The organism is Flavobacterium sp. (genome assembly GCF_035760125.1).
In the GTDB taxonomy this organism is placed as follows: domain Bacteria; phylum Bacteroidota; class Bacteroidia; order Flavobacteriales; family Flavobacteriaceae; genus Flavobacterium.
Map to the genome: position 1 here is coordinate 1 of NZ_DASTTN010000193.1, position 7567 is coordinate 7567.

At 35.9% G+C, this 7567-nt stretch carries 8 protein-coding genes; 6 read left to right on the top strand and 2 right to left on the bottom strand.

All coding sequences use genetic code 11. The annotated features are described in order from the left end of the window. The coding region (locus tag VFS71_RS07190) for an HD domain-containing protein (RefSeq protein WP_326400248.1) at window positions 1-595 on the top strand (595 nt) is incomplete at its 5' end. A gap of 110 nt (window positions 596-705) precedes the next feature. On the opposite strand, the gene VFS71_RS07195 is transcribed toward VFS71_RS07190, so the two are convergent. Continuing rightward, the gene (locus VFS71_RS07195) at window positions 706-1101 is read right to left on the bottom strand and encodes a hypothetical protein (protein ID WP_326400249.1); all 396 of its coding nucleotides are present in this window, start codon (window positions 1099-1101) and stop codon (window positions 706-708) included. Window positions 1102-1112: 11 nt separating this feature from the next. Next, entirely contained in the window at window positions 1113-1340 is a 228-nt protein-coding gene (locus tag VFS71_RS07200; protein ID WP_326400250.1) for a hypothetical protein, read from the bottom strand. 285 nt (window positions 1341-1625) lie between these two features. Here VFS71_RS07200 and VFS71_RS07205 point away from each other — a divergent pair, with 285 nt between their 5' ends. From VFS71_RS07205 to VFS71_RS07225, 5 genes are all read left to right on the top strand, one after another. Continuing rightward, window positions 1626-2150 (top strand): hypothetical protein, encoded by a 525-nt coding sequence (locus VFS71_RS07205; RefSeq protein ID WP_326400252.1) that lies wholly within the window; start codon window positions 1626-1628, stop codon window positions 2148-2150. Window positions 2151-2178: 28 nt separating this feature from the next. Further along, the gene (locus tag VFS71_RS07210) at window positions 2179-2760 is read left to right on the top strand and encodes a TIGR00730 family Rossman fold protein (protein ID WP_326400254.1); all 582 of its coding nucleotides are present in this window, start codon (window positions 2179-2181) and stop codon (window positions 2758-2760) included. A 69-nt stretch (window positions 2761-2829) separates the two neighbouring features. Then, window positions 2830-5112, top strand: a complete 2283-nt coding sequence (locus VFS71_RS07215; RefSeq protein WP_326400255.1) for a GH92 family glycosyl hydrolase — start codon at window positions 2830-2832, stop codon at window positions 5110-5112. A 177-nt stretch (window positions 5113-5289) separates the two neighbouring features. Next, window positions 5290-6027, top strand: a complete 738-nt coding sequence (locus VFS71_RS07220) for a hypothetical protein (RefSeq protein WP_326400256.1) — start codon at window positions 5290-5292, stop codon at window positions 6025-6027. 423 nt (window positions 6028-6450) lie between these two features. Further along, window positions 6451-7567: hypothetical protein (locus VFS71_RS07225; protein WP_326400257.1), on the top strand; the 1117-nt coding region annotated here is incomplete at its 3' end.

The window sequence follows — 7567 nt, forward strand, 5'->3', positions numbered from 1 at the left end:
CGCCGAAGGAGGTCACGATTGGTTTCATATTCAAAGGGTGTATAAGAATGCATTATTAATATCCAGAGGAGAAAACTGTGACGAAACCGTTGTTAAACTCGGTGCCTTGCTACATGATATAGCCGACAGTAAATTTCACGCTGGTGATGAAACTGTGGGGCCAAAAGTGGCTCGTGAGTTTTTGGAAAGTGAAAACGTATCGGAAACTATTATTTCACATGTTATCCAAATTATTGATAATATCTCTTTTAAAGGCGGAAAAACCGAAAAAACATTCACATCCATTGAATTGGATATCGTTCAGGATGCGGACCGTTTGGACGCCATAGGGGCAATTGGAATCGCCCGAGCGTTTAATTATGGAGGATTTAAGAATAGAACCATGTATGATCCTCAAATCGCACCAAATTTGCACATGAGCAAAGAAGAATACAAAAACAGTCAAACACCGACAATCAATCACTTTTATGAAAAATTGTTGTTGTTGAAAGACAAAATGAATACTGAAACCGGTAAACAAATAGCCGAACAAAGGCATCACTATATGCAAGGATTTCTGGCACAGTTTTATGCCGAATGGGACGGGGAACTTTAGATTGCAGAATTTAGATTTCAGATTTCAGATTTTTTGAATCGATTAAATGATAATCTGCAACCTGCGATCTGTTGCCTTCATTCTGAAATCTGAGGCCTGCAACCTGAAATCTACATTCCTAGTTCTTTCATTTCCAGAATAACATCCGAAGCATTCTTAAAAGTAGGTGCTTGTTCGATGATACTTCCAACACGTTTTTTGTTCAGTTTGAAAGTGATGTCATTTTCGGTGGTGAACAAAAGCGCTGTTAGGAATGGGTTATTCATATAAGGTGCCAGAACAAGATAGGCCTCGTCAAGCGAATGGAAACTTTCAATTTCTTCCGTTTTGTATCGCGCCGTAACCGAAAGGCTAAAAACTCCATCATTCAAAACGGGACGCACATAAATATTTTTCAAATCAGTATCGCCTATGGTTTTGGCCAAAGTCAGTTTGGCATAGGTTTTATTGGCGATGCTTTCTTTTACTTTTTCCCAAAATTCATCAAAAACAGGTTGAAAAGACATAGATTTTATTTTTAGGTATTAAAGAGAGGCAAAATTAAGTTTTTGAAACCAAACAAATCGCTTTTCACACCAAGATAATAGTAGTTTTTGATTGTATCATTATGTTTTTGCTTTCCGAAGTATATAGCAACTTGTCCGAAGAGGATACTAAGCAGTCCGAAGTATGTGACAGTCGTTCCGAAGGGTACAGCAATCATTCCGAAGTGTGTAAAAGGCGTTCCGAAGCATGCAACAGGCATTCAGAAGCTCGTATCAGGCGTTCCGAAGCACGTATCAGGGCATTGTTTTTTCTTCGGAGGTCCTATTTACTGGGCGGAGAGTGAAAACTGCCATAGCAAGCCAAAATCTCACTTAGTAAGCTTATAATTATAATTTCCTATATTTGAAAAAAGATAAACTAAGCGTTTGTCAGACCAAACAACCCTATTGCTAACGCGAGCATCCCGCTCGTGTTTATCATAAAAACACAATTAAGTTCAAATTATTTTAGAAATAGATTTGGATTAAATCAAAAACTTGAAAATATGGAAATAAAGACATTTTGGAGCATCATTATAAAGTTAATTGGTTTGTGGTTTTTAGTCAATTGTTTTTACATAATCCCTCAACTTTACGGTTCACTTTCATATTTTGATGGTGATTTAAATTGGGAAAGTTTGATTTGGACTTGGCTGTTTACTTTATTGGGAGTTTTAATTTATTGTTTTATAATCCGCATTTTTATTTTCAAAACTAACTGGGTAGTTGAAAAATTAAAGCTTGATCAAGGTTTTACGCAAGAAAAAATTGATTTGAATATTTCAAGTTATACTGTTTTACAAATAGTTGTTATTCTAATTGGGGGCTATATTTTTATTCAGGGTTTACCAGTTCTTTGTCAACAGGGAATTGAGTTTTTTCAACAAAAAGTACTATTAAGAAACTACAATGGTTTATCCTACTTGGTTTATAATTTTCTAAGAACGCTCTTTGGATTTATAATTATGACAAATAGTAATAGTGCAGTGAAATATATTTGCAAACAGCAGGAAGATGTAAACGGTTTATAACAGTCAATTTAAAATCTAAGTACTAAAAATGAAACGAATAACAGTATTCTGTGGTTCTAGTTCAGGAACCGAGGAAATCTATACCACTCAAGCAACTTTGCTTGGACAAACATTAGCCAAACGAAACATTGAATTGGTGTATGGCGGTGCCAACGTTGGACTTATGGGAGCTGTTGCCGACGGTGTTTTGAACAACGGCGGAAAAGTAATCGGCGTGTTGCCTAATTTTTTGAGATCAAAAGAAATTGCTCACAAGCAGTTAACCGAATTGATTTTGGTGGACACTATGCACGAAAGAAAGACCAAAATGAATGATCTTTGCGACGGCGTAATCGCTCTGCCAGGTGGTTTCGGAACATTGGACGAACTTTTCGAAATGTTGACTTGGGGACAACTTGGATTGCATAAAAAACCGATTGCCATTTTAAACGTAGATGGTTATTTTGACGCTTTGATTGTTTTTATACAAACAATGACGGACAAAGGCCTTTTGAAAGAAGTAAATCGACAAATGCTTTTGGTAAGCGATACTATCGATGATCTTCTGGACAAAATGGAAAGTTATGTCGCGCCAACAGTGGGGAAATGGATTGACAAGAAAGATATTTAAGCAGCCATTCCAGTCGCCAAACCATAAAATTTAGGCAATTATTTAAAAAACTGATTTAATATTAAAAAAATGAAATACGCATTCTCTGTTATTCTCTTACTGCATTTTAGTTTTAGTAATGCACAGGAAAATTTAGTTAAATATGTAAAACCCATAATCGGTACCGAAAAAATGGGTCATACGTATCCCGGCGCCACAGTTCCGTTTGGAGCTGTACAATTAAGCCCGGAAACAGATACAATTTCGTATGAATTGAACGGGAAATACAATGGTGAAGTATATAAATATTGTGCGGGATACAAATACGAAGACAAAACAATTGTAGGTTTCAGTCACACCCATCTTAATGGGACGGGACATTCCGATCTTGGTGATTTCTTGGTAATGCCAACACAAGGTAAGTTGCAATTAAATCCGGGAAAGGCATCAAACCCAAAAGACGGGTATCGTTCGGCATTCTCTCATTCCAACGAAATCGCAGAAGCAGGTTATTACAAAGTCAAACTTGATGATGACAATATCATTGCCGAAATGACGGCAACCACTAGAGTTGGAATGCATCAATACACCTTTCCGAAATCGGATGAAAGTCATATCATTCTGGATTTAATGGCTGGCATTTACAATTATGATGAAAAAAATGTTTGGACTTATGTGAGAGTGGTGAACGATACTTTGATTACTGGCTACCGTCAAACGAATGGCTGGGCACGAACCCGAACCGTATATTTTGCTATGTCATTTTCAAAACCATTTGTCAATTACGGTCAGGAAAATTATGATGGTAAGCAGCCGTACCGTGGGTTCTGGAGAAAATTTGACCAAACAAAAAACTTCCCAGAAATAGTAGGGAAAAAGGTTCGTGTGTATTTTGATTTTAAAACCAATGAGGCCGAAAAAATCAAAATAAAATTTGCATTATCATCTGTAAGCCAAGGAAATGCTTTAGAGAATATACAAGCGGAAATAAAAGGTTGGGATTTTGAAAAAGTAAAAGCTGAGGCTCAAAAGTCTTGGAACACGGAACTAAATAAAATCAAAATTGAAGCTCCAGAAGATATCAAGGTGAATTTCTATACCGCGATGTACCACACCTTTATAAATCCCACCGTTTATACTGACATAAACGGTCAATACAAAGGTTTGGATCAGGACAATCATACAGCCAATGGTTTTGTCAATTACAGCACATTTTCTTTATGGGATACTTATCGTGCTTTGCATCCTTTTTTTAATATAATTCAGCCTACGCGCAGTAATGATATGGTAAAATCGATGATGGCACATTACAATCAAAGTGCTTTGCATATGTTGCCTATTTGGTCTCATTATTCTAATGATAATTGGTGTATGAGTGGCTATCATAGCGTTTCGGTAATTGCTGATGCAATATTGAAAGGAGTTTATAATGGCGACCCAAACGAAGCGCTGAACGCTTGTGTTACGACTGCCAAACATCGCGATTATGAAGGCATTGGTTCTTATATGGATTTGGGTTTTATTCCTGCAGAAAAAAGCGGAATTTCAGTTTCCAATACGTTGGAATATGCTTACGATGATTGGTGTATTGCCCAATTGGCAAAAAAGCTGAACAGACAGGATGTTTACGATGAGTTTTTAAAACGATCAGAAAATTGGAAAAACAATTACAATTCGGCTTCAGGATTTATGCAACCCAAACTGGCCAACGGGACTTTTAAAGACAAATTTGATGCAATGTCTACTGAGGGGCAAGGATTTATTGAAGGGAATAGTTGGAATTACAGCTTTTTTGTTCCCCACAATCCAACTGAACTGATTGCCAAAATGGGAGGTAAAACCGCTTTTGCATCTCGTTTGGATACTTTGTTCACTATGCATCTGCCAGATTCTTTTTTTGCGCATACAGAAGATATTACCCGCGAAGGAATAATTGGTGGATATGTTCACGGAAATGAACCCGCACACCACGTTGCCTATTTTTACAATTGGACAGACCAACCTTGGAAAACGCAATCTCAGGTTCGGAAAATTATGAAAATGCAATATAAGCCAACACCAGATGGTTTGGGCGGAAATGATGATTGCGGGCAAATGAGTGCTTGGTATATTTTCTCCTCCTTAGGTTTTTATCCGGTAGCTCCGGGTTCAAATGAATATGCAATTGGGTCACCTTTGGTGAATAACGCAGTGCTGACTTTAGAAAATGGAAAAACTTTTACCGTTGAGGTAATTAACCAAAAAGACAATAATGTGTACGTTCAAAAAATCCTGCTAAACGGCAAATCTTTGCCTACTTTGTTTATAAACCATAGTGATATTACGGCCGGAAGTAAATTAACTTTTTATATGGGATCTAAGCCTAAAAAATAATGCATTGCTTTTATTGAGTTAGCTGAAATATTTATCGGAGATTTGCAGTGAAATTAAATTTCCATTTGTGGTTTTTTTGATTACATTTAAATTTTTAGAAAAAGATTTTCAGAGTAAGGATGTACTAGTGGTTTTAAGCAACCACAGACTCACAACAATTGATTCAAATCAATCAAAATGAAGAAAGATACCCATTCGATATATTCAATGCCAACACTTGAGGATTCCATTGCGCATAACAAAATAAAGGAAGCAGATTTATTGCCCGATCCGGAATCACGTTTGGATTCTATGGAAATGAAGGAAAGACCTATTGAGGATTCTAGCATTCCGTTTAGGGATTTGACTGACTCTGCAAGTAAGCGGGAAAGTATTGGCAGAATTATAGAAAAGCTAGATGTTGAGACAAATCTTAGATACCAAAGAACAGTAGAAGATACTTACTGTAATGTGTATTCTTACGATTATTGTCATTTCTGTAAAGTATATTTGCCTACTGTTTGGTGGACGGATGACGCTCTGGAAAAAGTATTGGATGGACAAGAAGTGGAAGCTATTTTTGAACAAACCGTTGATCGGATTTATTCCAGTGCGATACACGATTGGTTTTTGGAATGGGGAGCCAATTTTGGTTGGGAAAGAATGTTTACCGCTGAAGAAATTCAAAATAAAGTGAATGCCAATGGCGGAATTGGAATAATTTGCGCCAAAAGAAAAGAAAAAGGACTCTCCGGACATATCGTTCCTGTAGTTCCCGAAACAGATTTACACCAAGCATATAGAGAGAATGGTATTGTAGTATATCCACTGCAATCACAAGCGGGGAAGATTAATTACAACTACTTTTCGGAAGTTAGAAAAGACTGGTGGAATGACGAGTTATATTCCTCTTATGTGTTTTATTACCACGAATAAAACCAAACTATAAATCTTACAACTTAATAATTTTGTTTTGTTATTGATTTTCAATGAATTAACTTCTTGGAAATACGATAATAATGAGCTACTTTTGCAACTTGGAAAAAACAAGGAAAGCAAAAGTCATAATATGGCTATTCATCTGCCTAAATTATTGATATAAAAGTGATTAATGACAATAGTGATTTTATAACCCCCTTTATAAAATTTTACTTTTTATCAATCGTTCAGTCGATTCAAGTGTAAATTTCTGAGACTGAAAATAAATTCCTGTAATTTAAAAATAAGAGAATGGATTTAATAATTTGTTGAATCCGTTTGAAGGACTGTTTCTGTTTCGATTTCTAGCAGATTAGATTATTATTTCCGAAAAAAAAGATTTCAAAAGTTCAATCAACCATAAAAAGAAAATTAGTATAAATGAAAGACAATCAGACAAAAAAATATTATTGGGGAATAGGATTAGAAAACGAAACCTACATGCAATTTGAAGAATCCCTAATAGTTTCTGGTGAGTTTATACAAGAAAAAATTGGTTTTGAGAAATACAGTATTGATTATAGAAAATGCTACAAACCTGAAAGCTTGGCTCCTATATTGAAAAAGGCTTTTGGTTTGAATGAAAACTACAAAGTAAGCCGAATGATTAATAGTCATTCACTAGAGAAACTAGATGTAAATTACCAACATAAAACATTATCAGCTGTTAAAACTACAGAAACTGCTGAGGTAAACGCACAACCACTTGAAAACCCTGAATATCTTGGGAAATCCATTATGGAACTTTTCCTTGAGGATCAACCGTACAATATTCAGAGTATGATTACCCAAAGAAATAAAACGATGGGTTCAGTACATTTTGATGGCGATTCCATTGAATTTGTAACCAAATATTTTGAAAACCGAACGATAGCCGATTCCTGTAAAGAGCTAAAGGCAACCAAAAAATTATTCCTCGATAAAATCAATGAATCCTCTGTATTGAACGGAAAACTGAATTTTCCGGATTACAACAACGGTCTTAATATGTTTATGACGAATCAGGAAAACCTTGTTTTGTTTAACAATGGTACCTATCATTTTCATATTACCTTGCCTTCATTGACCGAAGACAGCAGGATAGTTGATTATAATGAATTTGACAAGACGCATTCCAATGCGATTTATTTGTTGCAATGGTTTGAGCCGTTTTTTATAGCAACACTTGGAAGCCCAGACATTATGGGAGTGATAAGTGACAAATACAGTTTGGACAAAAAATTCACATTGGGTTCTATGCGTAATGCAATGTCTCGTTACATAGGCGTGGGAACTTTCAATAAAGCGATGCCAAAAGGAAAGATTCTAACCTACAAAGTAGATGATTTCAGAAAATTGCTAAAGTTTGAAAAAGAGGAAAATATTTGGTGGCGCGACCAGATTGAGGTGGACATGGAATACGAATTGCTTTCGGAAGTTGGTCTTGATTTTAATCAGGAAAAAATGTACCAAAGTGGTTTTGAATTCAGAAGCTTTGATGAGTTTCCTGCTGAATATT

What these genes read in the sequence shown, in the direction of transcription:
- VFS71_RS07195 (WP_326400249.1), bottom strand. Translation starts at nt 1,101, where the DNA reads ATGTCTTTTCAACCTGTTTTTGATGAATTTTGGGAAAAAGTAAAAGAA.
- VFS71_RS07200 (WP_326400250.1), bottom strand. Translation starts at nt 1,340, where the DNA reads ATGCCTGTTGCATGCTTCGGAACGCCTTTTACACACTTCGGAATGATT.
- VFS71_RS07205 (WP_326400252.1), top strand. Translation starts at nt 1,626, where the DNA reads ATGGAAATAAAGACATTTTGGAGCATCATTATAAAGTTAATTGGTTTG.
- VFS71_RS07210 (WP_326400254.1), top strand. Translation starts at nt 2,179, where the DNA reads ATGAAACGAATAACAGTATTCTGTGGTTCTAGTTCAGGAACCGAGGAA.
- VFS71_RS07215 (WP_326400255.1), top strand. Translation starts at nt 2,830, where the DNA reads ATGAAATACGCATTCTCTGTTATTCTCTTACTGCATTTTAGTTTTAGT.
- VFS71_RS07220 (WP_326400256.1), top strand. Translation starts at nt 5,290, where the DNA reads ATGAAGAAAGATACCCATTCGATATATTCAATGCCAACACTTGAGGAT.